This is a genomic window from Chitinibacter sp. GC72 (assembly GCF_009760905.1).
Lineage (GTDB): Bacteria > Pseudomonadota > Gammaproteobacteria > Burkholderiales > Chitinibacteraceae > Chitinibacter.
Genome location: NZ_VIRW01000005.1, coordinates 38,277 through 64,782, shown reverse-complemented (window position 1 = coordinate 64,782; position 26,506 = coordinate 38,277). Strand labels below are relative to the sequence as shown.

The window sequence follows — 26,506 nt, the reverse complement described above, 5'->3', positions numbered from 1 at the left end:
TTTTTACCGCATCCATCATGTCAGCACACCGCGCCCTGTCCCTCTATCGCAGTACCCAAAGCAGCAGCGAAGAAGATCGCGTGCAGCAACACGCCCCGCTGGTGCGCAAGATTGCGTATCACATGATGAGCAAATTGCCCGCCAGTGTGGACGTTGACGATCTGATCCAGGTCGGGCTGATGGGGCTGATGGAAGCGGCCCGCAATTTTGACGCCGAAGCTGGCGTGCAGTTTGAAACCTTCGCCAGCCAGCGCATTCGCGGTGCGATGCTTGATGAATTGCGCAGCGCCGACTGGCTGCCACGACAGGCGCGCAAAAATATGCGCGAAATCGAACGCGCAATTGTGTTGCTGGAACAACAGCTGGGTCGCCACCCTGCCGAGGGTGAAGTAGCGCAAGCACTTAATATCCCGCTCGATGAGTATCAAAGCATGCTGGGCGATGCTCGCGGCCACCAGCTGCTGCATTACGAAGATTTCGAAGTGGATGGCGAAAACGATCAGCTTGATCAGTACGCCGCCGATCATTCGGCCAACCCGATTGATATTCTGAGCGACGACGCCTTTCGCACGCGTCTGATCGAAGCAATTGGCCTCTTGCCCGAGCGCGAAAAACTCCTGATGGCGCTGTACTACGACGAAGAACTCAATCTGAAAGAAATCGGCGCAGTGCTGGGCGTTTCCGAATCGCGCGTCTGTCAGCTACACACCCAAGCCGTGGCACGCCTGCGCGGCAAACTTAAAGACTGGCTAGCTTAAATGGATAAAATCAGCGTACTTGGCCTGATTCTGGGGCTGTCGGCAATTGTGCTCGGGCACTGGCTCGAAGGCGGGCAGATTGGCTCGCTAGTGCAATTTACCGCCTTTTTCATCGTCATTGGCGGCACGATGGGCGCGGTGATGGTACAAACCGAAATGCGGCATTTTGTGGTGGGCCTCAAAATGCTGCGCTGGATTTTTCTGCCGCCAGTGATGGATTTTCGCAAAATCCTCGCCACGCTGATGAACTGGGGCAATCAGGCGCGCCGTGGCGGCTTGCTGGCACTGGAAGCCTATCTCACTAGTGAAAAAGATCCCTTCGTCAAACGTGGCCTGACCATGGTGGTCGATGGTGCAGAGCCTGAAATGGTGCGCCGGGCGCTGGAGCTGGATATTGATGCTTACGAAGACCAGGCGCGGGCTGCGGCCAAAGTCTGGGAATCTGCCGGTGGCTATTCGCCCACCTTCGGCATTCTGGGTGCGGTGCTGGGCCTGATCCATGTGATGGAAAACCTGACCGACCCATCCAAGCTTGGCGCCGGGATTGCCGTCGCCTTTGTGGCGACGATTTACGGCGTGGGCGCGGCCAATCTGTTCTTTCTGCCCGTGGCCAATAAGCTGAAGCATTACATCATGCTCGAAGTTCGCCGCCGCGAAATGGTCGCCGAAGGGCTGGTCACCATCGCCAACGGCGAAAACCCGCGCTTGCTGGAAAACAAACTAGCGGGTTTCTTGCATCACTAGGGTATATCCTCACAGGCCAATCACTAATTAGCCTTCAACAACATACTCAGAAAGCCACTCATACATAAAGACCCGGTAACTCTGCCTTGGCAGCACATCGCCCAAGCAATCGCTATAGTCAAAGCATCATCGCCCCGGGGAAAAATCATGCTGTATTTATTGCGCATTGTGCTGCGCACGCTGGCTTGGCTGGATTTGGCGATCTTTACACTGCTGATGGTATTGCTCGCTATCCCGCCTTCAAGCTGGCTTGGCAAGATATACCCCTCTTTATTTCAAAGCTGGTGCCGCTGCTTTGTGCGGGCTCTGGGCGTCGAGCTGCGCCTGCATCAGCATTTTCTGGGCGCTATGCCGCAGCACTTTATCCTGATTGCCAATCACCCCTCTGCGCTGGAAGACATCGGCATCCCCGCGCTATTTCCGGTTCGCAGCCTTGCTAAGCACGAAGTTAAAAACTGGTTTCTGGTCGGCAAAATCGCCAAGGCAGCCGGGACACTGTTTGTCGAGCGCGAAAGCAAGGATTCACGTCAGGCTGCCCAGCAGGCGCTGATCGAGGCCGTACAAACGGGCGATAATATCGCGCTCTACCCGGAAGGCGGCTGCAAAGGTCGCCGCATCGCGCCGCGTTTTCTGTATGGCGCTTTTTCCGCCTCGCTCGCTAGCGGCGTGCCCATCCTGCCGGTCTTTTTGCACCACGAAGCACAAGCCCAATTCGAATGGCAAGCTGGCGAGCATTTGCTGACCAAAATCTGGCGCATGGCCAGCAGCCCCAATCGGGTGGTGCACTACCATGTGTTTGAGCCGATTTCGCCACAGCAATTTACCGACAAAGAGAGTTTCAATCAGGCGGTATATGCGCTGTATCTGGGCTGGCAACAGCGCTTTCTTGATTAGCACCGTGACTTACCCGCCAAGCACCAGCAAGTTCCTCACTAAATCTCCGACTCTTGATCGCTTTTCTGCTGCGTCACCCGAGCTTGCCGTTATAATCGTGAAAGCTCAGTCAACGACCCACCACCATGCCACTGTTTCGCAAGAAAAACGTCCCGAATGTCTCCACGCGTGCCGCGCTTCCCGCGCCGATAGCCAATTTACTGCGTGAATCATGGTGGCTTTTGCTCGTGGTGCTGCTGGGCTATTTATTGCTCGTGCTCAGCAGCTATCACCGGGGCGATCCGGGCTGGTCGCACAGCGCCACCGAAGTGCTTATTCACAACCGGGGCGGCGCTTTTGGCGCGTGGCTGGCGGATGTGCTGCTCTACACTTTTGGCGTATCGGCCTGGTGGTGGACGGTATTTTGTCTGGCCGCCATTTTATGGGGCTATCGCCGGATAGACCGGATTACCGAGTCGTCCAAGCCACTGGTTTTTCTGGCCTGCATCGGCTTTGCGCTGATTATTCTGTCCAGCGCCAGCCTTGAAGCGCTGCGTTTGCACAGCCTAGACATCGTGCTGCCGCACAAACCGGGCGGCATACTGGGCTTGTCGCTGGGCGGCTGGTTGATGAAAACCTTCGGTTTTAGCGGCGCAACCTTGCTGTTGCTCACGACCATGGGGTTGGGAGTTTCGCTATTTACCGGTCTATCCTGGCTGAATGTGATGGAAAACATCGGCGCAGCGTGCGAATGGGTCTACTTCAAAACCATCGATGGTATTCAGGCTGCGCAAGACCGCCGGATCGGACGCGAGATCAAGAAAGAGCGCGAACAGAAAGTCATGGCGGCCAAAAAGAAACAGGATGACAAAGCACCGCTGATTATTACCCCGCACCAGAGCGAAGTACCAGTGGCCAAAAAACTGGAGCGCGAGAAAAAAGAACTGGAAAAGCAACAGGAGCAGCAAGCCAAGCAGGCGGCACAACCCATGCTGTTTGCCGAAGATGAGCTCCCCCCTGCCCCGGCACCTGTAACTAAAAAAACCAGCGCGGCCAGTGTTAGTCTGGGTGATGGCAGCTTACCATCCCTAGCACTGCTCGCCCCCGCACCAGTGGCACAGGAAAGCATCAGCAAGGAAACGCTGGAATTTACCTCGCAGCTAATCGAGCGCAAGCTGGCCGATTTCAACGTTGAAGTCAAAGTCGTCGCCGCCTACCCTGGCCCCGTGATTACCCGCTATGAAATTGAACCTGCGGTGGGCGTTAAAGGCTCGCAGATCGTCAATTTGATGAAGGACTTGGCTCGTGCGCTCGGTTTGGTCTCAATCCGCGTGGTGGAGACGATTCCGGGTAAAACCTATATGGGCTTGGAATTACCCAACCCTACACGCCAGATGATTCGTCTCTCCGAAATCATGTCCAGCGAGCCGTATCACGCGATGGCCAGCAAGCTGACCCTCGTGCTCGGCAAGGACATCACCGGCAAACCGATTGTCACCGATCTGGCCAAAGCGCCGCATATGCTGGTGGCTGGTACGACGGGATCGGGTAAATCAGTCGGCGTGAATGCGATGATTTTATCGCTGGTCTACAAAGCCACACCGGACGAAGTGCGCTTCATCATGATCGACCCGAAAATGCTGGAATTGTCGATTTATGACGAAATCCCACATTTGCTCGCCCCCGTGGTCACCGATATGAAGCTGGCCGCCAATGCGCTCAATTGGTGCGTGGCCGAAATGGAAAAACGCTACCGGCTGCTCAGCGCCCTGGGCGTGCGCAATCTGGCCGGCTATAACCAGAAAATCAAGGAAGCTGAAAAGGCGGGCAAGAAGCTAACCAATCCATTTACGCTGACGCCAGATGATCCCGAACCACTAGAGCATTTGCCATTTATTGTGGTCGTGGTCGATGAGTTCGCCGATTTGATGATGGTGGCGGGAAAGAAAATCGAAGAGCTGATCGCCCGGCTAGCCCAAAAAGCCCGCGCAGCAGGGATACACCTGATTCTGGCGACGCAACGCCCGTCGGTCGACGTAATTACCGGTTTGATCAAGGCCAATATCCCGACTCGCCTCGCGTTTCAGGTATCGAGCAAGATTGATAGCCGGACGATTCTCGATCAAATGGGTGCCGAAGCGCTGCTGGGGCAAGGCGATATGTTGTTCCTGCCGCCCGGCAGCGGCTACCCACTGCGCGTGCATGGCGCTTTTGTCGCCGATGATGAAGTGCATCGCGTCGTCGATTCGCTCAAAGCCATGGGCGAGCCTAATTACATTGATGGCATTCTCAATGGCGGCTTTGAAGCTGAAGGCGCGGCCAATAGCGGGCTGAGCACAGGTGGCAGCACCGAAGAAACCGATCCGCTGTACGATGAAGCCGTCGCATTCGTCATGAAAAGTCGCCGCGCATCAATTTCTTCTGTGCAAAGGCAGCTGCGGATCGGGTATAATCGCGCCGCGCGTCTGATTGAACAAATGGAAAGCGCAGGTCTGGTTAGCCCCATGGAAACCAACGGCAACCGGACTGTACTGGCGCCAGCCAGTGAATAAAGGCAGATGTGTTCACCAATCTGCCACGCCCTCCAAAGACAGGCGGCTACACCTTTCGGGATGGGCGACTTAGCTAGCATTGCTGTCGCGTGAGATTGATTCCGCAGAACAACACTGCCAGCACCACTTATTCCGATTAACCCAGCATTTTGCACCTTTGACTTGAACTCGAAGGGCGATCTGTGATATAAACGTGGACTTTTCCAGTTCCGACGTTAGGACAAGAATCATGGCACGAGTATGCAAAGTCACCGGCAAAGGCCCGATGACCGGGAATAACGTTTCCCACGCCAACAACAAAACAAAACGCCGCTTCCTCCCGAATCTGCAATCACGCCGTTTCTGGGTTGAGAGCGAAAACCGCTTCATCCGTTTGCGTGTTTCTAACGCTGCGTTGCGCCTGATCGACAAGAAAGGCATCGACGTAGTATTGGCTGACTTGCGCGCCCGCGGCGAACTATAATTCCGAGGTAATTTAAGATGCGCGATAAGATCAAGCTCGAATCTTCTGCAGGTACTGGTCATTTCTACACCACGACCAAAAACAAACGTACCATGCCAGAAAAGATGGAAATCAAGAAGTTCGATCCCGTTGCTCGCAAGCACGTGATCTACAAGGAAACCAAACTGAAGTAATTCAGTGCTGGTGACCATACTCGAAACCCCGCTCCGGCGGGGTTTTTGTTTGCCCAAGGGGTATTGCCTTGTAGCAAATACCCCACTTGGTTTAGCGGCATATACCCTGCGGGCTATTCCAGATTCCAGATTGTTTTCAGCGTCGCGCACAGCTTGTGCATCATCGGATCAGACACCCTGTCGCCCGAGTAGATAAACTGCAACGGCGCTCGCGTGACCACCTCCCCGCCGCGCCACAGCACAATCGAGCCATCCGACGCAAAACGCTGCGCCGTGCGCTCGGCCAAGATCCCAATCCCGACACCGGATTTGATCAGCTCCAATAACGTCGCCTCCTCGTCAAACTCACCCACCACTTTCGGCGCCAGATTATGGCTGCGCCATAATTCCTGCGAAATATCGGCCAGACTGGTGTACTGCGACAAACCCAGCCACGGTGCATCACCGAGCTTGGGCCAATCGGCATTCTGGTATTCGGCCGCCATGGAGACTGGCAAGGCGATACAAAAACCGATCTCGTCCAGCGGCAGCGTCATCACATTCTGGTACGGGTTGCGGCCCAGATAAAAACCACCATCCAGCGATTTTTTACGTACTTCATTCAAAATGCTAACGGAAATACCGTGGGTTGTTTGCACGGTAATCAGCGGAAAAGTGTCCCGCAATAGCGACAACCATGAACCCAGCCGCAAGCGCGCAGGGACGCCAATGGTGCCGATCCGCACCTTGCCTTTGGGCTCGCCTTGCAGGGTTTTGGCCTTGTGCAGCAAATCCCGCGCCTGCGCCAGAATCTGCTCAGCCTCAGGCAATAGCAATTTGCCCGCCTCGGTCAGCGATACGCCGCCGGGGTAGCGCTCAAACAAGGCCAGGCCAAATTGCTCTTCCAGCGCTTTAATCTGCGCCGTCACGGCGGGTTGAGATAAGTGCAACAACTCAGCAGCTTGCGTCAGATGCCCCTGTTGCGCCACGGTCACAAAAGTTCGTAATTGATAGAGTTCCATAAGCGCAATTATCCCCCAAAGCCAATCCATTGCGCCATAAAGCTTGCCGCAAAATGTAGTAGGCAATCTTTGATTACAAACAAAAAAGTAAGCTCTATGCAACACTGCATAAATTTCAGTGATTCCGAGCATCAAAAAAAGCAATTAGCCTCGGGTCGTTACAAACGCTTACATTAGTCATGGGAAGAGCTGAGCACCAGCTTTTCACAGATTAATTTAGATTCGAGCAAATAATCGAGCAGCAACACGTGTCACGGGTGCAGTTCAATTGATACGGCTCGCACAAACAAGCAAAGGAAACAACCATGTCAGAGCAAGAGAAAAATGCGCAGGCCTATTGGAAGGCCAATTTGCGCTTAATTATCGGTAGCCTGATTGTCTGGGCTCTCGTGTCGTATGGATTTGGGATTGTGCTGCGCCCAATGCTTGAAGGTATCCGAATTGGGGGGACCGATCTTGGATTTTGGTTCGCGCAACAAGGTTCAATCATCGCTTTTATCATTCTGATCTTCAATTACTCATGGAGAATGAATAAGCTTGATAAACAATTTGGTCTTGACGAGGAGTAAGCCCAGATGAGTCAATTTGCAATTAATTTAATCTTTGTTGGCGGCTCATTTGCGCTATATATTGCAATCGCAATTTGGGCGAGAGCTGGCTCAACGAAAGAATTCTATGTTGCTGGTGGCGGTGTCCATCCTGTAATGAATGGGATGGCCACTGCAGCAGACTGGATGTCTGCCGCTTCGTTTATTTCAATGGCAGGTCTAATTTCGGTCGGTGGATACGCCAACTCAACCTTCCTGATGGGCTGGACTGGCGGTTATGTATTACTCGCCCTGCTACTGGCACCTTACCTACGGAAATTTGGCAAGTTTACTGTCCCTGACTTTATTGGGGATCGTTTCTACAGCCAAAGCGCTCGTCTTGTTGCTGTGGCTTGCTTAATTATCGCCTCAGTGACCTATGTCATCGGCCAGATGACCGGCGCTGGCGTTGCATTTTCTCGCTTTTTAGAGGTCAGCAGTGATGCCGGTCTGATTATTGCAGCCGTCATCGTGTTTATGTATGCCGTGCTGGGTGGGATGAAAGGGATTACCTACACGCAAGTCGCTCAATACGTTGTATTGATCATTGCCTACACCATTCCTGCGGTGTTTATCTCATTGCAGTTGACAGATACTTTGCTCCCTCCGGTTGGGCTCTTTTCTGAGCACACCCAATCTGGCGTCCCTTTGCTGCAAAAGCTAGATGAAGTGGTTCGGGAGCTTGGCTTTACTGATTACACAGCGAATGTAGATAACAAACTCAATATGGTTTTGTTTACCTTATCGCTGATGATTGGTACTGCAGGTTTACCGCACGTAATTATTCGCTTCTTCACAGTACCAAAAGTATCAGATGCGCGCTGGTCAGCGGGTTGGGCCTTAGTGTTTATCGCCATTCTGTACCTCACAGCACCAGCTGTAGCATCTATGGCTCGGTTGAACCTAGTCAACACAATTTATCCTGCCGGCCCTACCGCAGAGGCAATCAAGTACGAAGAGCGCCCTGATTGGATTAAGAGCTGGGAAAAAACTGGCCTCATCAAACACGTTGACCTAAACGAAGATGGCCGTATTCAAATGTATAACGACAAAAATGCGAAATTCGAGGCAACAGCAACTGAGCGTGGCTGGAAAGGCAATGAATTAACAGTTAACAACGACATTTTGGTGTTGGCAAACCCTGAAATTGCGAATTTACCTGGCTGGGTAATTGGCTTAATTGCGGCAGGTGGTCTTGCCGCCGCATTGTCAACTGCTGCAGGCTTGTTGTTAGCAATTTCATCAGCAATTAGTCATGACTTGATTAAAGGAACGATTAACCCACATATCACCGAGAAACAGGAGTTATTCTATGCCCGTATCTCGATGGCGGTAGCTATTGTCATTGCCACTTGGCTGGGCATGAATCCGCCGGGCTTTGCAGCTCAAACAGTGGCACTGGCCTTTGGTATTGCTGCAGCGTCGATTTTCCCAGCGCTGATGATGGGTATTTTCTCTAAACGAGTTAATAGCAAAGGTGCTGTGGCAGGCATGTTGTCTGGCCTCATCTTTACGTGCGTCTACATCTTCTTGTACCTCGGCTGGTTCTTTATCCCAGGCACTGCATCATTTGAAAACATCCCTGCTAATTGGATGTTTGGCATCTCGCCACTATCAATTGGTGCTGTTGGTGCAATGATTAACTTCGCGGTCGCTTTTGCAGTTTCATCTGCAACAGAAGCACCACCGAAAGCAATTCAAGATTTGGTAGAAAGTGTTCGCTATCCACGTGGTGCTGGCACAGCACTTGACCATTGAGTCTTTGACCAACAAGCTTTAGATATTTGAAGCAAATATGCGGGCTTTCACTGAAAGCCCGTTTTAATTTAAGGAGCTTTGCCAATGATCTGGGAGTTAATTGCAACGGTGGTTGCTGGCGTTGGCGCAGCAGGTATCGCCTTGTTTTTACATCGTTTGAAACCAACACGGTTTCCACGCTATTTGATTCCTTTTTTTGCCGGCGCAGGTATGTTGGGGTTTTCAATTTATGGCGAATATAGCTGGTTTAAGCATACCGAAAACCGTTTGCCACAAGGTGTGAAGGTCGTTCATGTTGTCGATGGCAGCAGCTGGTGGCGGCCTTGGAGCTTTGTAGCTCCACACAAATTGCAGTTTGTTGCACTGGACACCAATAGCCGTACCGAAAATACGCTCAATCCTGAATTTATCCGAATTGATTTATATTTCTTTGAGTATCGCCACCCTACTCGAATGCTGCGACAAATTGTAGATTGTCAGAGAAAAAAACGAACCGCATTCAGTGAAAATCTGGTTCTACCCCCAACGGGGGCAGTAAGCGGATCTGAGTGGCAAGCATTAGCAGTGGATGACAAAATTTATCAGCTGAGCTGCCAGACAGCTAAAACAACATAGCATCGTGCAGAGCAGTAAATAAATTCTGTGATCAATATTTGAATGGAGCTGGAGCTGAGATGGAAATTACAGAAGTAAGCCAGTTTCTGGCAGCGAATGCACCTTTTACCGCGCTTCCCGCGAGCCAAATTAGCCAGATCGCAAAGCAATTAACGGTTGTCTATTATAGAGCACAAGAATCGATTCCGAGTAATCAGCGTCGCCTCATGATGGTACGAACTGGGGTTTTCGGCTTGTATGACGAAAAAAATAAACTGATTACCCAATTGCAAGCAGGCGACTTCTACGGTTATCAAACCCTATTGACCGACTTAAGCAACAAGGAGCATTTACACTGCGAAGAAGATGCGCTCGTATATTGGTTCAGTAGTGATGCTTTTGATCATTTAAGACATCAACACAAAAACATTGAGATTTTCTTTCAACGTTTATTTAGCAGGAGCCTACACCAGTACAAAGACGAGCTAGCACAGTCTAGATTTACACTGAAAATTTGCGATGTCGTCAAAAACAGAAAAATTGCGCTGACGCCTGAGCACTGCGCACAAGATGCTGCCATTTTAATGACACAGCATCGTGTCTCGTCATTAATTATCGAAAAAGACGGCGCACTCGTTGGCATTGTCACTGATCGTGATTTACGCAGTAGAGTCTTAGCCCAAAACCTACCTGCAAGCAGCCGACTTTGCCAAATTATGACCCCAGATCCGCATACGATTGATAAAAATTCGTATCTGTTCGAGGCGGTGCAAATGATGAGTCGTTTCAATATTCATCATTTACCCGTCACCGAGCATGGCCATAGCTATGGAATGATCAGCACTACCGATGTAGTACGAGCACAGCACGATCACCCCGTTTATTTAATCAGCGAGATTCATCGTCAACAAACCTTGGATGAACTGGCTCAGTTTAGCCAGAAAATCCAAGCCCTCATTTGCACACTCGGCAAACAGCAAGTCCCCGCTCACGATGCAGGGCAGATAATAAGCACCATCACTGATGCTTTAACTCAAAAACTCATCAAACTCGCTCAACAAACACTTGGACCTGCACCTTTTACATTCACTTGGCTCGCCTTTGGCTCTCAAGCCAGAATGGATCAAAGCATCAATGCAGATCAAGACAATGCCCTTTTACTAGAACAAGAGCCCGATGAGCAAGCAGCAGTCTATTTTGAAAACTTAGCTAATTTTGTATGTCACGGTTTATCACGCTGCGGCATCCCGCTTTGCCCCGGCAACATCATGGCCAGCAATTCTGAGCTACGACTAAGTGCACAAGCCTGGACAAATCGTTTTTTTGCTTGGATTGAAACCCCTACGCCTAAAGCGCTGCTTAATGCCAGTATTTATTTCGACTTGCGTCCCATAGAAGGAAATAAAGAACTTTTTACAAAGCTGCAAAACAATATCCAGAGCAAGTCAGCCGGCAATGATCTTTTTTTTGCCCATCTAGCGCGTACGGCCCTTGAGAATACTGCGCCCATCGGGTTCTTAAAAGGATTTATTCTTGAAGAAGATGGCAATCACAACAAAGGATTAGACCTAAAAAAACGTGGTATTAGTTTAATTACTGATTTAGCGCGCGTTTATGCCCTCGCAACCGGCGTGTCCAGCGTCAATACACGACAACGATTGCAAGAACTCACAAACGAACAACATCTTGACCCAAAGGATGGGCAAACCCTACTCGATGCATTTGATATCTTGGCTCAGTTACGTTGGGATAAGCATCTTCAGGATTTAGCAGCCAGTCGAGAAATCAACAACCTGCTCGACCCATCGACTTTATCAAGTCTACAACGGCACCAGCTTAAAGACTGTTTTGCTGTCATCAGCAACGCACAATCATCAATGCGTTATCGTTTCTGCCGAGAAATGTAAGATGTGGGATTGGCTAAAACTCTATAAAAAACCAATCCATGGATTGGTTCAAACATTTAATCAACACGCCACTATCCCCCCCCAAACGCCCGCCTCTCAGCTGAAGTTTCTGGTCATTGATATCGAAACCACAGGTTTTGATGCCAAGAAAGATCATATTGTCAGCATAGGCTGGGTACCCGTAATTCAACTTGAGATTCAACTTGCTAGAGCCGAGCATTGCTTGATTCAATGCCCAATCAGCGTCGGACAAAGTGCTGTTTTTCATGGTTTACATGATCGTGATTTACGTGAGGCACGCGAACTCGCGAGTGTGATGACCGAACTACTCGAAAAATATAGCAGCTATGTTTTTGTGGCACATCATTCTGAAATAGAACAGAAATTCTTACAAATGGCATGCAAGAAGTGCTTTGACAGTACCGCCCAGTTAAAATTTCTCGATACGATGTTAATCGAATGGCAGCGACTTCACTTTAGACAACTGCCCATCAATCATAAAACACTCCAGCTATCTGCCTGCCTAAACCGACATGCTCTGCCTAGTGGCCAACAGCATAACGCACTGGCTGATGCATACAGCTGCTCACTATTACTACTATCTCAAATCAAGCAAAGCTGCGATCAATTTATAACCCTAGATCAATTACAAAAACTATCGGCAAAACGCCTGTGATGCAATCCTCTATCAAACAAAGCGAATTGATCCTAGCTGATTACCTACATCAGAAAAAACGATTAGATTTGCTAGGCAGTATTCACAAAAATTAAAGGGGCTAGAACAAAGCCGCATATAGAAATTCAAATCAACAGGAGAGTACGCATGCATGATTCAATGATTGAACGCGTCCAGAATAATCCGAAATTTCACGCCCTCGTGGCCACTCGCGCCAGGTTTTCCTGGATGCTGACCATCGCGATGCTGGTGATTTACTACGGCTTTATTCTACTCATCGCTTTTTCACCTGCAACACTGGGCACCCCGATTGGCAATGGCGTCACCACTTGGGGCATCCCGGTTGGCATTTTTGTCATTATCTCGGCCTTTGTCCTCACCGGTATTTATGTGCGCCGCGCCAATACCGAATTTGACCAACTGACCCGTGAAGTCGTTGAGGACGCTAAAAAATGAAATCATTACTCCAAAAATTAGGTTTGGCGGGCACATTTGCCGCAGTCATGCTGATGAGCAGCATGCCAAGCTGGGCTGCGGGTGCCATTGAAGGTGCAGTAGAAAAACGCAGCCTGAATGTTCACGCGATTGTGATGTTTCTGGCTTTTGTGGCCTTCACACTGGGTATTACGTATTGGGCAGCGCGCCGTACGCGCTCGGCCAAAGACTTTTATGCTGCTGGTGGCGGTATTACCGGCTTTCAGAATGGCCTGGCGATTGCTGGTGACTATATGTCGGCAGCGTCTTTCCTCGGCATTTCGGCGATGGTCTTCACCACCGGTTACGATGGCCTGATTTATTCAATCGGCTTTCTGGTCGGCTGGCCGGTGATTACCTTTATGGTTGCCGAACGCCTGCGTAACCTGGGTAAATACACCTTTGCCGATGTGGCCTCATATCGCCTGTCGCAAACACCGGTGCGCGTTTTTGCTGCAACCGGCACGCTGGTCGTGGTAGCGCTGTACCTGATCGCCCAGATGGTGGGCGCGGGCAAGCTGATCCAGCTGCTGTTCGGTCTGGATTACACCTACGCCGTGATTCTGGTCGGCATTCTGATGATTCTGTACGTCACCTTCGGCGGTATGCTGGCGACGACATGGGTGCAGATTATCAAGGCCATTCTGCTGCTGTCTGGCGCTTCATTCATGGCCTTTATGGTGATGAAGCACGCCGGGTTCAGCTTTGAAACGCTATTCCAGCAAGCGGTCGAAGTTAAACAGGCCGGTGCTCAGGCGCTGGCAGCCAAAGCGGCGGTAGCCTCGGAAGCGGCAGCAGTTGCAGTTGCCACCAATGCGCCTGACGCTTCAGCCGCGCTCGCCTCAGCAGCCACCGCAGCCGAGAACGCCGCCAAAGCGGCCAAATCGGACATCATGGCGCCGGGTGGTCTGGTTTCCAACCCGATTGATGCCATTTCGCTCGGTTTGGCGCTGATGTTTGGTACGGCAGGTCTGCCGCACATCCTGATGCGTTTCTTTACCGTATCGGACGCCAAAGAAGCACGTAAATCGGTGTTCTACGCCACCGGCTTTATTGGTTACTTCTACATCCTGACCTTTATCATCGGCTTTGGCGCCATCGTGCTGGTTGCGACCAATCCGGCGTTCAAGGATGCCACTGGCGCGCTGATTGGCGGCTCGAATATGGCAGCGGTGCATTTGTCGGCCGCAGTAGGCGGCGACTTGTTCCTGGGCTTTATCTCTGCGGTAGCCTTTGCCACTATTCTGGCGGTCGTGGCTGGCTTGACGCTTTCGGGCGCTTCGGCGGTATCGCACGATCTATACGCTTCGGTCATCAAGAAAGGCAAAGCCAATGAAGCCGACGAGATTCGCGTATCGAAAATGACCACCGTTGCATTGGGCATCGTCGCTATGCTGCTCGGTATTATTTTCGAGAAACAGAATATCGCCTTTATGGTCGGTCTGGCCTTCTCGATTGCAGCGTCGGCCAACTTCCCGGTGCTGATCCTGTCGATGTTCTGGAAAAATCTGACCACCCGTGGCGCAGTATGGGGTGGCGCAATTGGCCTGATTTCTGCGGTAGTGCTGATTATTCTGGGGCCAACAGTGTGGGTGGATGTACTGGGTCATGCCAAAGGCTCCGAGTTGTTTGCCTATAAAAACCCGGCACTATTCTCGATGACCGCAGCGTTCTTCTTTACCTGGTTGTTCTCGGTAACAGACAACAGCGCCCAGGCTCAGCTGGAACGTGGCAAATTCAAAGCGCAGTTTATCCGGTCTATGACGGGTATTGGCGCAGAAGGCGCATCAGAACACTAATCAGTAGAAAGGCAATAGTTTTCTTGCTTCGTTGTCGCGCCTTGTCATACTACTTGTACTGCCTGCGGCTTGACGCCTTGCATGAAAACTTTTGGCTGAAGCACTGACAACGATATACCCTGCAATAAAACCTGCGCCCCATTCGTGATTCACGCTGGGGCGCTTCTTTATGTGTTGTCTTGCTTCACTTCACCGCAGGAGTTGGCGATGCCAGGCGCGTTTGATTTTTCCCACCCACCTTTCGATGCCCTCACGCCGGTTGAACGCAGCGAGCTAATCCGGCAGATTGATATTGAATATCATGCCGCAGGCAGCACGATCATCGAGGCGGGCAGCCCGATGCTGGCGCTGTACGTGGTAATGAAAGGGCTGGTGACAGGCGGAGTTGATCACGATGTGCCGATTGCCGAACACGAATTATTTGATGGCAAAGCGCTGCTGGAAGGCCGCTGCGCCCACGCTTTCAGCGCCCGCGAAGATACGCTGCTGTGGTGCATTCCGCGCGAAGCCATTTTGCAACTGAGCCAGCGCAATACCACTTTTGCCGCCTATTTTTATCAGGATGTTGCGCGCCGGATGGCCGAATTGTCGCCCAGCCCGCACCAGCTCAGTCAGGCCACGCTGATGCTAACGCGCGTGCGCGACGCCTGCGCCAGCCCGGTGTTTTATCTGCCAGCCGACGCCAGCGTGCTCGATGCTGCACAAATGCTGCAGGCCAGACACGTTAGCTCGGTGCTGATCCAAACGGCACAAGGCTGCGGTATTTTCACCCAGAGCGATTTATGCCAGCTGGTCAGTCAGGGGCTTGTACCAGCAACTACACGCGCAGCCGATCATGCCAGCTTCAGGCTACATACGGTTGAGCCGGATGCCACCCTGCATCAGGCCATGATCCTGATGATGCGCAACGGCATTCACCGGGTCCTGATCGCCCAAAATGGCGAAATCAGCGGCGTACTTGAGCAGCTGGATCTGCTCGCTTGCCTGGCCAACAATCCGCACAGCCTTGGCGTGCAGATCGAACGCGCCAGCAGCATCGACGAACTCAAGCAGGTTTCAGCGCGATTCACCCCCTTGATCCAGCTATTGCAGCACAGCGGCATGAAAGTAACACTGATTGCCGAGCTGATTGGCGAACTGCGGCAAAAGCTGCTCGCCAAACTATTTGCCCTGCTGGCACCGGCAGGAATGCTGGAGCAGGTCTGCCTGCTCGCGCTGGGCTCGGAAGGACGCGGCGAGCAGATTTTGCGCACCGATCAGGATAATGCGCTGATTATTGCCGATGGCTATGAGCACCCCGAGCTGACCAGCGTGTGTGCGCAATTTAACGCCACCTTGCTTGCATTGGGCTACCCGCCCTGCCCCGGCCAGATCATGATCAGCAATCCGGCATGGCGGCTCAGTGTCAGCGGCTTTAAGCAGCAAATTGACGCCTGGACTTATTCCCCAGATAGCGAACAATTGATGCAACTGGCTATCTGGATCGACGGCACAGCAGTCACCGGAAATACGACCCTACTGTATGAGCTGCAAAGTCATTTAAAACGCTGGCTAGATGGCAATACCTCCTTTATGGCGCATTTTGCACGTGCAATAGAGCAGTTTCCCAGCCCGCTAGGGCTGTTCTCCCGCCTGCTAACCCATGCCGACGATCACCTGCTGGACTTGAAAAAAGGTGGGATTTTTCCGATCACGCATGGCTTGCGCAGCCTGGCGCTGGAGGCTGGCATCGAGCCTCGCAATAGCTATCTGCGGCTGGCCGCGTTAAGTGGCGGCACAGTGATCAGCCATTCGCTTGCTCAGGATCTGGCTGAAACCCTGAGCTTTTTGCAAGGCTTGCAGCTTAAATACGGTCTGCAGGCGCAAGCCGCCGGGCGGCAGGCAGTGAACCTGATCGACCCGACGCAACTGACAGCGCTGGAGCGCGAGCTACTCAAAGACGCCCTCGGCGTTGTTAAGCAATTTCGTACCTTGCTGCGCCACCATTTCAAACTGGATCAGTTATGAGCCAGCGCCCAATCCCGGCACCAAGCCCGCTTTCGCTACGCTACTGGCGGCAACGCTGGCTCAGATCCCGGCTACTCAAAGCCGAATTTGATTTTCTATTGGCCAGCGAACCGGCACAGGAGTGGGTCAGCATCGATTGCGAAACCAGCAGCCTTGACCCCAGAAATGCCGAAATCATCAGCATCGCCGCCGTACGCATCTCGGGCAGACGGATTGTCCTGTCGAATGCTTTATCGCTATTGATCAAGCCCAGCGGCGTGCTCGATCCTAAAAGCATTCCCATCCACGGCTTGCGCGCACAGGACGTGGCGCAAGGGCTGGCGATGGAAGATGCGCTAAGCCAGCTGCTGCACTTTATCGGTTCGCGCCCGATCATTGGCTACTACCTCGAATTTGATCTGGCAGTGATCAATCGCCAGCTCAAACCATGGCTGGGAATGGCCTTGCCCAACCGCGCCATTGATGTCTCCGGCCTGTATTACGACCGCATGGTGAGCGCCTATAACCCGGAAGTGGATCTGCGGCTGGAGCGGATTTTGCACACACTGGATCTGCCCGCGCTGGCACGGCACGACCCACTGAATGACGCGCTGATGGCCGCGATGATCTTCCTAAAGCTAAGTAAAAACCCTAATATGACTTAATTTACAGGCACTTACACCTCGCATCAGCCAGATTGATTTGCCACATCAGAAAAGACAATTAGCTTTGATTTTGGCGCGGGCATACAGTCATGGTACCAATTTTCACCAACTGTTTTTCAACTTGGCTTGCAGGAGTACACAGCATGAGTGGTATCGATTCTGTTTTGAAAGAAACCCGTTCATTTCCGCCATCGGATGATTTCCGCGTCAACGCCACCGTTTCCGGCATGGAAGGCTACAACGCGCTGTGCGAAAAAGCGAACAACGACTATGAAGGCTTCTGGGGCGATCTGGCCAAGTCCATGCTCGACTGGAAAAAACCCTTCACCAAGATTCTGAACAGCGATAACGCGCCGTTCTACAAATGGTTTGAAGATGGCGTGATGAATGTGTCATACAACTGTATCGACCGCCATCTGGAAACCAAAGCCAATAAAGTAGCAATTATTTTCGAAGCCGACGACGGCTCGGTCACCCGCATCACCTACCGCGAGCTGTACCACCGCGTGTGTCAGTTTGCCAATGGCCTGAAATCTTTGGGCGTGAGCAAAGGCGATCGCGTGGTGATCTACATGCCACACACGATTGAAGCCGTAGTGGCGATGCAAGCGTGTGCGCGTATCGGTGCGATTCACTCGGTGGTATTCGGCGGCTTCTCTGCCGGCGCGCTGCGCGATCGTATTCAGGATGCACAAGCCAAAGTGGTGATCACGGCCAATGAAACAGTGCGTGGCGGCAAAGCGACGCCACTGAAATCAATCACCGACGAAGCCTTGGGCTTGGGTGGTTGCGAGTCAGTATCAAAAGTAGTGGTGTTCCAACGCACTAGCACTAAGCCAGAACACTGGAACGAAGAGCGCAATATCTGGTGGCACAAGCTGGTGAAAGATCAGGCCGACACGTGCGAGCCAGAATGGGTTGAAGCTGAACACCCACTGTTCATTCTCTACACCTCAGGCTCTACCGGTAAGCCAAAAGGCATCCAGCACTCATCAGCGGGCTATCTGCTCGGCACGCAAGTGACGATGAAATGGGTATTCGATTACAAAGAATCAGATGTGTACTGGTGCACGGCCGACGTGGGCTGGATTACTGGCCACTCTTACATCGCCTACGGCCCGCTGGGCATTGGTGCAACACAAGTCGTATTTGAAGGCGTACCAACATACCCGGATGCATCACGCTTCTGGCAAATGATTGAAAAACACGAAGTCACCACGTTCTACACCGCGCCAACTGCGATCCGTTCATTGATCAAACTCGGTGGCGATTTGCCGAAGAAATATGATCTGTCGTCCCTGCGCCTATTGGGCACCGTGGGTGAGCCGATCAACCCAGAAGCTTGGATGTGGTACTACGAAGTAGTCGGTGGCAGCCGTTGCCCAATCGTGGATACTTGGTGGCAAACTGAAACGGGCTGCAATATGATCGCCCCACTGCCAGGCGCAGTTGCGACCAAACCAGGCTCTTGCACCTTGCCAATCCCAGGCATTATGGCCGACATCGTGGATGAATCTGGCGCGCAAGTTGATCTGGGCAAAGGCGGCTTCCTCGTGGTGAGCAAACCTTGGCCATCAATGGTACGCAATATCTGGGGCGATGCAGATCGCTTCAAGAAAACCTACTTCCCGGACGACTACAACGGCAAATTGTATCTGGCTGGCGACTCTGCGCACCGCGACGAGAATGGCTACATCTGGATCATGGGCCGGATCGACGACGTATTAAACGTATCAGGCCACCGCCTTGGCACGATGGAAATCGAGTCTGCGCTGGTCGCCAACCCACTGGTTGCTGAAGCCGCTGTCGTGGGTAAACCACACGATATCAAAGGCGAATCAGTTGTTGCCTACGTGGTACTGAAAGGCGCGCGCCCAGAAGGCGATGAAGCCAAACGCATCGCCAAAGAGCTGCGTGAATGGGTAGCGCACGAAATCGGTAAGATCGCACAGCCAGACGAGATCCGTTTTGGCGACAATCTGCCAAAAACTCGCTCAGGCAAGATCATGCGTCGCCTGTTGCGTGACATCGCTAAAGGCCTGGAAATCACTGCGGATACTTCTACTTTGGAAAACCCGGCGATTCTGGAGCAATTGCGTCAATCCGCAATCTAATCGGTACGCGAATCAAGCCGCACCACAATTACGCTTGTACTGTTAAACCACAGTATCTTTACCCGCCATCCTCAGGATGGCGGGTATTTTTTTGCCTAATTGAAATACACCATCATGTATATTGCCACAACCCAATTAGAATCTTACCTACAAGGCTATACCCAACAAAAAGCCCTGAAAAGCAGGGCTTTTGCATTGTCCAGCATGGATCAACTTACAATGTCGCCGCCAGTCGGGCACGCACTTGAGCCAGCGTGGTTTCATTGAGCAAGCGGCCATTTTCAAACACTGGGATAAATTCGCACTGATTCACTTCATCCCAAGTGGCTTGATCTTTCAGATACAGCTTACCTTCAGCATTTTTGTACACTGCCACCAAGCCCTTGGCTGAATTTTTGGTGCCGTCGCCGGTTTTTGGTGCTTTGAAGATCTCACGATCTTGGCCCGCCACTTTGGCAAATGTTGCTTTCACCGCAAAACCATCGGTATCACGCGTCACGTATTGGTAGGTATAGCTACCGATACCAAACACGATATTGGTCGAGGCAAAGCCTTTGGCTTTTAAGCCAGCGCAAATCGCCCGCGCCCGCTCAAACGTGATCGAATCGCCATAAATCACTCCAACGTGCGCATCGAGTAATTTATAACCTTTACTGCTCGTGCTGCCGCCAAACACGTCCCACAGGCACTCCACTGCGCCTTTGTATTCAGGGCTACCGACGGGCGCATCCGCATCGCCGCAAATCACTTTGACTGGGTCGCCCGAATCGGGGCGGAACACCACTTTGCCGTTGCGCGCCAAGATTTTGTCTTTCAGGCGCACGGTAAAGTCGGTCATTACCTGCCAGAAATCCCAAGAATCGCTCACGATACTGACAATCCCAGCTGGGTAAATGTCTTCGATCAAGCGACGGAAAGTTTCTAGCTCGTTATCCATGCCGCCCGCACACATCACCGAGTGCTCGGTCGCCGCCACGCTGCCACCGACCAGCTCCAGATCGCTATTGGCGCCGTAGTAGTCTTCCAGAAAATCAATCGCCGGAATCGTGTCGGTGCCGGTGAAACTGAGCAAGTGCGCTGCGCCGCTCATCATCGCCGCTTCGGCGCCAAACATGCCGCGAAAACTAAAATCGTGGCCCTGCCAATTTACAAACTCGGTGCTGCCGTCGGTTTCCAAGGCATATTGGGTGAGTATCTTCTTGTACTCGTGTGCTGTAGTGGCACTGGTGCACATACCCCAGATATTGGTCGATAGAATCGTTTCCAGATAATTAGTTAGCCAGAAAAAACGCTCGTCGGTGTTGTAAATCACCAAGCACGGCACGCGCACTGGGTAAACCGTGCCTTCGGGCAAGGCCATAATCTTGATCGGCAAGTAGCCCAAGTCGTGCAGGTCGGCAATGTGCTGCGTGCCGACATTATTCGGGCCCAGATAATTATTAATCCGGCGCGCAAAGCGGCGAATCACTTCATCTTTGGGTTGCTGGAAAAAATCTTTATTCCAGCTCTCGATCAGAAAATCTTTTGCAAAGTGCTGCAGGCCAAAAAACACCATTTCATCGGTGTAATCACGGCGCGTGGTGCGCGCGGTGAGGTTGCTGAAAATGATTTCGGTGTTATCCGGATACTGACGGCGGTGATCGACTTTATAACCATCGATCGCGGTCACTGGGTTGAGTCTCATTTTTGCTCTCCTAAACTGGGCATCACTGACCAAATATCGAAAATCGTTAAAAAGTCATCACTGCTTAAATCGTTGATACTATTAGTGCTGAACACCGCATCAATGCCGCTGTCTGCCAGCAATTGCAAATTGGCCGTGCCTTCAAAGTGCGATACCGCCAGCACAATGCGCGCGCAGTTTTTTTGCTTTAGCTTTTTCGCCAGCTCAATAAAGGTGCGGCCACCGGCGCAAATATCGTCGACAATCAGCGCGGTTTTGCCGGATAAATCATCACAAAACACCTCGGTATCGATAATCGCGCCGTTGCGTACATCGCGTATCTTGTCGGCGCGAATGACCGGCATGCCACTCAAGTAGCTTGCCAGCGCAAACACCTTTTTATTCGCGCCCGCATCAGGTGACACCAGCACTACATCGCTGCCAAGCTGGCCAACGACCTGCTCCACCAGCGCGTAGTTTTTTACGACCTGCGCCCGATCAAGCAAGGCCACGACCACATCGCTGTGCGGGTCGAACAAAGTGACTTGGCGATACGCTTGCTGGTTGATCAAATCGGCGTACACCTTCACCGATAAGGCCTCACCGTCATTACACACCCGGTCTTGCCGCGCAGCGGGAAAGTACGGAATCAGCAAATCAATTGCGCTAGCGCCTTGGCGTTTTAGCGCATCGGTGAGCAGTAAAAGCTGCATGATCGACGCATCACCACGGTAGCGAAAACGTATCTGCACGTGACTGGCGCTCTGTTGCAATAGCTGCACATGTTGCTCACCACTGCCAAATTGAAACAGTTTTAAAGCCTCACCCTGCGCAGCGGGTGCGGGTAAATCATAACTGGATAACAAACGGTCACTCATCACCACCTCCTTTTCGTTCGCACAGCGTAAGCACATTCACCAACAAACGCCAGCAATGGCTTTCACTTACTTTCGAAACAAGCAATCTCTTGCGATGACTTGATATTAGTGTCACAGAGACACTATGTCAACGAATTTTTATTTTTCACTTTCGCTGCGTGATGAATGCCACTTCGCTCAGCCCTACAACTCAGGCTAAGTGACACATTGGCCTCAGCCGATTTATTGCTTAAAATGTCTCTCAGACACTAACAAGATATCCGAGCTATGTCGTATAAAAATCCGCTGTTTACCGTTGATAGCGTGCTGTTTACCGTGCAGGACAACACGCTCAAAGTGCTATTGGTTAAACGCGCGAAAGCGCCTTTTCTAGGCCAATGGGCATTGCCGGGCGGGTTTATCGATATTGAACAGGATGCCAACACCGATGAAACCGCGCACCGCAAATTGCGCGACAAAACCGGCTTTACACCGCAATATCTGGAGCAGCTTCAGGTCATTTCGGGTGCCGAGCGCGACCCGCGCGGCTACAGTGTCACACTGGCTTACTACGCCCTCGTGGCGCATGCGCCAGTTAAAGCGCGAATCGATAGCGTGAAAATCGCCCAATGGATCGATGTGAAAGATTTAAGCCTGCACCCACTCGCATTCGATCACGCGCAGATCATCGCCTTGGCGCAAGCGCGGCTACAGCAAAAAACGCTGTATTCAATGATCCCCGCCTTCTGCCTGCCCGAGCGCTTTACCATCGCCCAATTGCAGCAAGTCATCGAAACCATCATTGAAAAACCGATTCAGCGCAAAAGCCTGATGCGGCGCATTGAAGCGAGCGAAATGTTCACCGCTTTAGACGAAAAAACAAGCTCAGGTGGGCGCTTGGCGCAACTGTATTCAATTAAAGCAGGGGCAGATTTGGTGAATTTTGAGCGGAATTTAATGGCAAAAGACGAGTAGATCGATAAGCAGTTTTGATCAGATCAGCAGCAGCAATTTTAAGGGAATCGTCACCACTCTGAGCAATTCAGCCACGTTCCTACAGAAGAAGCAGCTTGGAAATAGGCAATGGCTTAAACTATGCGATGAGCCGCAATCGGCCAGAAGCTGCCGCCCACAAAAACAAAAATAGGTAATTGACTAATGGTTATGACTGTATCTGAAGCACTTGAAAAAATTGAGTTGCACGATTCATCCCTCGACTCCATTTTTATCTTTGGAAATGGTGCTGTGCATATAGGATTATCGCTTGATGAGGTTTGGAATAAAAATATTGAACCGCTACCAAATTGCCTTATTCTGGCTTCTGTCTATGAAATTAGTGAGTTCAAGATTGACCGACTCAATATCATAGGGTCTGTTAATGTGAATTCGAGACCCAACTATGACATGGCTTTCGTTACTCATGGAAACGATGAGGCAGCTGTGGTTGAGATTGAGATAGAGTTTGTTGCTGGTGGCATATTAAAGCTGGTCTGCGCAGATATGGTCGAACTTGTATTTCGTAAATAACTACCACTCCACATCAACATACTGCCGACATAGGCGACTGTTTCCTTGTTGGTAATGTTCTGCTTTGGGTCGCCAGCTGCCCCTCAAACATTGGAAAAGTTCAAAATTACAAGCGGCTAAATCGCTAAATGACGAAGCACTGGCTTCATGCGACTCAGCGTAGCAACTCGCATTCACTTTGCAGCGTTTATAGTACAAACGTTCAACATACTTGAACGCAAACCCAGTTACGCCGACAATATGCGATTGCCCTTTTCACCGTGCGGCCGCCATGTTTGTTGACTTTCCAGACTCGCCCTACCACCTATTCCAGCCCTTCCCGCCCGCTGGGGACCAGCCGACTGCGATTGCGCAGCTGATTGAAGGCTTGGACGATGGTTTGAAATACCAGACTTTGCTCGGCGTAACGGGTTCGGGCAAAACGTACACAATGGCGAACGTCATCGCGCGCACTGGGCGGCCGGCGATTATTATGGCGCCGAATAAAACGTTGGCGGCGCAGCTGTATGCCGAGATGCGCGAGTTTTTCCCCAATAACGCGGTCGAGTATTTCGTCAGTTATTACGATTACTACCAGCCCGAAGCCTATGTGCCGAGCCGCGATTTATTTATTGAAAAAGACTCGGCGATTAACGAGCACATCGAGCAAATGCGTTTAAGCGCGACCAAGGCGATGCTCGAGCGGCGCGATTGCATTATCGTCGCGACCGTGTCGGCGATTTACGGTATTGGCGACCCGAGCTCGTATCACGCGATGATTTTGCATTTGGCCGAAGGCGAAACCATAGGCCAGCGCGACATTATCAAGCGCCTCACGACGATGCAGTACGATAGAAACGAGCTCGATTTTTCGCGCGGCACGTTTCGCGTACGCGGCGATGTGATCGATATTTTCCCCGCCGAATCGGCCGAGCTGGCGGTCCGCGTGTCGATGTTTGACGATGAGATCGAGCGTATCAGTCTGTTCGACCCGCTGACCGGCCACGTTAAAAATAGGGTGGGTAGGTATACGATCTTCCCTAGCAGCCACTATGTCACGCCGCGAGATACCGTCATGCGCGCGATTGAAACGATCAAAGACGAGCTGCGCGACCGACTGGCATTTTATTACAAAGAGCAAAAACTGGTTGAGGCGCAACGCTTGGAGCAGCGCACGCGTTTTGATCTGGAAATGCTAACCGAGATGGGTTTTTGCAAAGGCATTGAAAACTACTCGCGGCATTTTTCCGGCAAACCGGCCGGCGAAGCGCCGCCGACGCTGCTCGATTACATCCCGAAAGACGCGCTGATGATTTTGGACGAAAGCCACGTGATGATAGGCCAAGTCGGCGCGATGTATAAGGGCGATCGTTCGCGCAAAGAAAACCTCGTCGATTACGGTTTCCGCCTGCCCTCCGCAATGGACAACCGCCCGCTGAAATTCGAAGAATTCGAGCGGCTCATGCCGCAAACGATTTTCGTCTCGGCCACGCCTGCGGACTACGAAGCACAGCATCAAGGCCAAGTGGTCGAGCAAGTGGTGCGCCCGACTGGCCTGGTTGACCCGATTATCGAAGTGCGCCCGGTGGGTACGCAGGTGGATGATTTGCTGTCCGAAATTAAACTGCGCACCGACGTTGGCGAGCGCGTTTTGGTCACGACTTTAACCAAAAAGATGTCCGAGCAGCTCACCGATTATCTGGCCGAGCACGGCATCAAAGTGCGCTATTTGCACTCGGATATTGATACCGTCGAGCGCGTCGAAATTCTGCGCGATTTGCGCCTTGGCGTGTTTGACGTGCTGATCGGGATTAACTTATTGCGCGAAGGTTTGGATATTCCAGAAGTATCGCTGGTGGCAATTTTGGATGCGGATAAGGAAGGCTTCTTGCGCAGCGAGCGCAGTCTGATTCAAACCATCGGTCGCGCGGCGCGTAATCTAAACGGCAAGGCGATTTTGTACGCCGACCGCATTACCAATTCGATGGAAAAAGCGATTGGCGAAACGCAGCGCCGCCGCGACAAACAAATCGCGTTTAACTTGGCCAACAACATCACGCCACGCGGCGTAGTTAAACGCATCAAGGACATTATCGACGGCGTGTACAACGCCGAAGAAGCGACTGCAGCGCGCTTGGAGGAGAAAAAGCAGCGCATTGTGGCCGAGATGGATCAGAAAACTTTGGCGAAAGAGCTCAAGCGTATCGAAAAAGAAATGATGAATGCGGCGCAAAATCTGGAGTTTGAACGCGCCGCACAGCTACGCGACGAACTCAAACAATTGCGCGAACGGGCATTCGGGCATGAATAGGGGTATAGCCAGCAAGACCAATACCTACAATGAGTTGAAAAATATACTGCAACGGGTATTTAATAGTGCAGATTAGTGGTATCAGTCATCTCACTTTTATTGTGAAAGATCTGGAACGGATGGCGCGTTTCCTGTGTGAAGGACTAGGCGCAAGCGAAGTGTATGACAGCGGCGCGCAAACGTTTTCAGTGGCGCCAGAAAAATTCTTTCTGCTGGGCGAGATCTGGATCGCAGCGATGCAAGGCAAGCCGCCGACCGAGCGCAGCTATCAGCATGTGGCTTTTGCGGTGAATGAGGCCGATTTAGCCGAGATCACAGCACGATTAATTGCGCTGGGCGTCGAAATAAAACCATCGCGCCCGCGCATCGCGGGTGAAGCTCAATCACTGTATTTTTATGATTTCGACAATCATTTATTTGAACTACATACCGGTACGCTGGCGGAACGACTAGCGAGCTATCAAGAAAAAATAGGGTATAGCCATGAAGAAAGCTCTAAAATTCGCATATACAGCAATACTAACCCTGGGTATGACTAGCAATAGCGTGCTAGGGGCTGATAATCAGGCTTTTGGCGAAGCCACACCCACTTGGCTGCAAGGCATGAATACCGAGCAAGCATGGAAAACATGGGTGGTGGCCCCAGTGATGACACGCCACTTTGATCGCCAAGCTGTGATTGACGACAATCTGAGCGAGAGCAATCCAGGCCTCGGGATTGAGCGTAGCAATGGCCGCTGGCACTGGATGTTGGGCGCGTATCGCAATTCGCTGCGCGATCCATCGATTTACGCGCAGCTGGGCTGGACACCATTGCAATGGCAATTTAGCGACAAAGCCAGCCTGTCAATCGGCGCGGCAGCTGGCTTGGTGAGTGGCTATCAAAACACCGACAAAGGCTACCCGATTGTGCCGGCAGGCGGTTTTCTGGTTTCACTGGAGACCGATTATCACCTTGGCTTGAATCTGTTTATTGTACCCACCATTCAGGCGGTGGATGTCGAAGGTTTTGTGGCCGCGCAGCTAAAAATTGGCTTCTAGGGGT

Annotated in this window: 24 protein-coding genes; 21 read left to right on the top strand and 3 right to left on the bottom strand. The window is 51.8% G+C overall.

Annotation, left to right across the window (positions count from 1 at the left end; genetic code table 11):
* The first annotated feature begins 17 nt into the window (after positions 1-17).
* From FLS37_RS06625 to rpmG, 6 genes are all read left to right on the top strand, one after another.
* Complete coding sequence (locus FLS37_RS06625; RefSeq protein ID WP_157315216.1) at positions 18-758, top strand: RNA polymerase sigma factor FliA; 741 nt, start codon at positions 18-20, stop codon at positions 756-758.
* Complete coding sequence (locus FLS37_RS06620) at positions 759-1,502, top strand: flagellar motor protein (RefSeq protein WP_157315215.1); 744 nt, start codon at positions 759-761, stop codon at positions 1,500-1,502.
* A gap of 147 nt (positions 1,503-1,649) precedes the next feature.
* Entirely contained in the window at positions 1,650-2,396 is a 747-nt protein-coding gene (locus FLS37_RS06615) for a 1-acyl-sn-glycerol-3-phosphate acyltransferase (RefSeq protein WP_157315214.1), read from the top strand.
* Between the two features lie 125 nt (positions 2,397-2,521).
* Entirely contained in the window at positions 2,522-4,927 is a 2,406-nt protein-coding gene (locus FLS37_RS06610) for a DNA translocase FtsK (RefSeq protein WP_157315213.1), read from the top strand.
* Positions 4,928-5,156: 229 nt separating this feature from the next.
* The gene (gene rpmB / locus FLS37_RS06605) at positions 5,157-5,390 is read left to right on the top strand and encodes a 50S ribosomal protein L28 (RefSeq protein WP_157315212.1); all 234 of its coding nucleotides are present in this window, start codon (positions 5,157-5,159) and stop codon (positions 5,388-5,390) included.
* A 17-nt stretch (positions 5,391-5,407) separates the two neighbouring features.
* Positions 5,408-5,563 (top strand): 50S ribosomal protein L33, encoded by a 156-nt coding sequence (gene rpmG / locus FLS37_RS06600; RefSeq protein ID WP_028449594.1) that lies wholly within the window; start codon positions 5,408-5,410, stop codon positions 5,561-5,563.
* 113 nt (positions 5,564-5,676) lie between these two features.
* Here the strand turns inward: rpmG and FLS37_RS06595 are convergent, their stop codons facing one another.
* Positions 5,677-6,564, bottom strand: coding sequence for a LysR family transcriptional regulator (locus FLS37_RS06595; RefSeq protein WP_157315211.1), 888 nt, complete (start codon positions 6,562-6,564; stop codon positions 5,677-5,679).
* Positions 6,565-6,869: 305 nt separating this feature from the next.
* Here FLS37_RS06595 and FLS37_RS06590 point away from each other — a divergent pair, with 305 nt between their 5' ends.
* The 10 genes from FLS37_RS06590 (at position 6,870) to acs (ending at position 19,124) form a co-directional block, all read left to right on the top strand.
* Positions 6,870-7,133, top strand: coding sequence for a DUF4212 domain-containing protein (locus tag FLS37_RS06590; protein WP_157315209.1), 264 nt, complete (start codon positions 6,870-6,872; stop codon positions 7,131-7,133).
* Positions 7,134-7,139: 6 nt separating this feature from the next.
* Positions 7,140-8,909, top strand: a complete 1,770-nt coding sequence (locus FLS37_RS06585; RefSeq protein WP_157315207.1) for a sodium:solute symporter family protein — start codon at positions 7,140-7,142, stop codon at positions 8,907-8,909.
* Positions 8,910-8,993: 84 nt separating this feature from the next.
* Positions 8,994-9,524: a hypothetical protein gene (locus FLS37_RS06580; protein WP_157315205.1), complete on the top strand. Its 531-nt coding sequence runs from the start codon at positions 8,994-8,996 to the stop codon at positions 9,522-9,524.
* A gap of 59 nt (positions 9,525-9,583) precedes the next feature.
* On the top strand, positions 9,584-11,410 hold the full coding sequence (locus FLS37_RS06575; RefSeq protein WP_157315203.1) for a putative nucleotidyltransferase substrate binding domain-containing protein: 1,827 nt from the start codon (positions 9,584-9,586) through the stop codon (positions 11,408-11,410).
* Position 11,411: 1 nt separating this feature from the next.
* Positions 11,412-12,086, top strand: a complete 675-nt coding sequence (locus tag FLS37_RS06570; RefSeq protein WP_157315201.1) for a 3'-5' exonuclease — start codon at positions 11,412-11,414, stop codon at positions 12,084-12,086.
* A gap of 147 nt (positions 12,087-12,233) precedes the next feature.
* Positions 12,234-12,542, top strand: coding sequence for a DUF485 domain-containing protein (locus tag FLS37_RS06565; RefSeq protein ID WP_157315199.1), 309 nt, complete (start codon positions 12,234-12,236; stop codon positions 12,540-12,542).
* Complete coding sequence (locus tag FLS37_RS06560; RefSeq protein WP_157315197.1) at positions 12,539-14,359, top strand: cation acetate symporter; 1,821 nt, start codon at positions 12,539-12,541, stop codon at positions 14,357-14,359. Before FLS37_RS06565 ends, FLS37_RS06560 begins: the two co-directional genes overlap by 4 nt.
* Before the next feature lie 207 nt (positions 14,360-14,566).
* Positions 14,567-16,366 carry a putative nucleotidyltransferase substrate binding domain-containing protein gene (locus FLS37_RS06555; RefSeq protein ID WP_157315195.1) on the top strand — a complete coding sequence of 600 codons (1,800 nt, stop codon included), beginning with the start codon at positions 14,567-14,569 and terminating at the stop codon, positions 16,364-16,366.
* On the top strand, positions 16,363-17,010 hold the full coding sequence (locus FLS37_RS06550) for a 3'-5' exonuclease (RefSeq protein ID WP_157315193.1): 648 nt from the start codon (positions 16,363-16,365) through the stop codon (positions 17,008-17,010). The genes FLS37_RS06555 and FLS37_RS06550 overlap by 4 nt, the downstream gene beginning before the upstream one ends.
* A 143-nt stretch (positions 17,011-17,153) precedes the next feature.
* Positions 17,154-19,124 (top strand): acetate--CoA ligase, encoded by a 1,971-nt coding sequence (acs, locus tag FLS37_RS06545; protein WP_157315191.1) that lies wholly within the window; start codon positions 17,154-17,156, stop codon positions 19,122-19,124.
* 214 nt (positions 19,125-19,338) lie between these two features.
* Here acs and FLS37_RS06540 read toward each other — a convergent pair whose 3' ends face one another.
* Positions 19,339-20,808 carry a nicotinate phosphoribosyltransferase gene (locus FLS37_RS06540; RefSeq protein WP_157315189.1) on the bottom strand — a complete coding sequence of 490 codons (1,470 nt, stop codon included), beginning with the start codon at positions 20,806-20,808 and terminating at the stop codon, positions 19,339-19,341.
* On the bottom strand, positions 20,805-21,665 hold the full coding sequence (gene prs, locus FLS37_RS06535; RefSeq protein ID WP_198314515.1) for a ribose-phosphate diphosphokinase: 861 nt from the start codon (positions 21,663-21,665) through the stop codon (positions 20,805-20,807). Before prs ends, FLS37_RS06540 begins: the two co-directional genes overlap by 4 nt.
* A gap of 267 nt (positions 21,666-21,932) precedes the next feature.
* On the opposite strand from prs, the gene FLS37_RS06530 reads away from it, so the two are divergent.
* The 5 genes from FLS37_RS06530 to FLS37_RS06510 all read left to right on the top strand — a co-directional run bounded on the left by FLS37_RS06530 (position 21,933) and on the right by FLS37_RS06510 (position 26,502).
* Complete coding sequence (locus FLS37_RS06530) at positions 21,933-22,619, top strand: NUDIX domain-containing protein (RefSeq protein ID WP_157315185.1); 687 nt, start codon at positions 21,933-21,935, stop codon at positions 22,617-22,619.
* A 189-nt stretch (positions 22,620-22,808) separates the two neighbouring features.
* Positions 22,809-23,171: a hypothetical protein gene (locus FLS37_RS06525; RefSeq protein ID WP_198314514.1), complete on the top strand. Its 363-nt coding sequence runs from the start codon at positions 22,809-22,811 to the stop codon at positions 23,169-23,171.
* Positions 23,172-23,442: 271 nt separating this feature from the next.
* Positions 23,443-25,461 carry an excinuclease ABC subunit UvrB gene (gene uvrB / locus FLS37_RS06520; protein WP_157315181.1) on the top strand — a complete coding sequence of 673 codons (2,019 nt, stop codon included), beginning with the start codon at positions 23,443-23,445 and terminating at the stop codon, positions 25,459-25,461.
* A 65-nt stretch (positions 25,462-25,526) separates the two neighbouring features.
* Positions 25,527-26,000 carry a FosX/FosE/FosI family fosfomycin resistance hydrolase gene (gene fosX, locus FLS37_RS06515; protein WP_304487495.1) on the top strand — a complete coding sequence of 158 codons (474 nt, stop codon included), beginning with the start codon at positions 25,527-25,529 and terminating at the stop codon, positions 25,998-26,000.
* The gene (locus FLS37_RS06510) at positions 25,993-26,502 is read left to right on the top strand and encodes a hypothetical protein (protein WP_157315179.1); all 510 of its coding nucleotides are present in this window, start codon (positions 25,993-25,995) and stop codon (positions 26,500-26,502) included. The genes fosX and FLS37_RS06510 overlap by 8 nt, the downstream gene beginning before the upstream one ends.
* Positions 26,503-26,506: the final 4 nt, after the last annotated feature.